Annotated in this window: 1 protein-coding gene; it reads right to left on the reverse strand. The window is 48.8% G+C overall.

The window, feature by feature from the left end; genetic code table 11:
- A partial coding sequence (gene tnpB, locus ACLUWI_RS10455; RefSeq protein WP_412147254.1) for an IS66 family insertion sequence element accessory protein TnpB occupies positions 1 to 197 on the reverse strand: 197 nt, incomplete at its 3' end.
- Between the last annotated feature and the right edge of the window lie 106 nt (positions 198 to 303).

Genomic DNA, 303 nt, shown 5'->3' on the forward strand with positions numbered 1-303 from the left:
ATGAATCCTTCACCGTCCCAATAGAGTCCCTTAAATCGATCATTGCGTGTGCCACAGAAGAGGAAGAGGGAATCATCAAACAGATCCAGATCATAGTTTTCGGCGACCACCGCCGCTAAGCCCTCAATGCCTTTGCGCAGATCGGTTTTGCCACAGACGATAAAAACATGCTTCGGCTGGGTCCAATTAACTAGCATGATCAACGAGGAGCTTAATCAGGTTTTCGATCATTACGGGATCCGCGTCTTGGTAGATGTTAAGCCGCACCTTCTGAATTGACAGTGAAGCTACTAGCACGCGCCG

It is taken from the genome of Limosilactobacillus mucosae (assembly GCF_046939755.1).
In the GTDB taxonomy this organism is placed as follows: Bacteria; Bacillota; Bacilli; order Lactobacillales; family Lactobacillaceae; genus Limosilactobacillus; species Limosilactobacillus mucosae_A.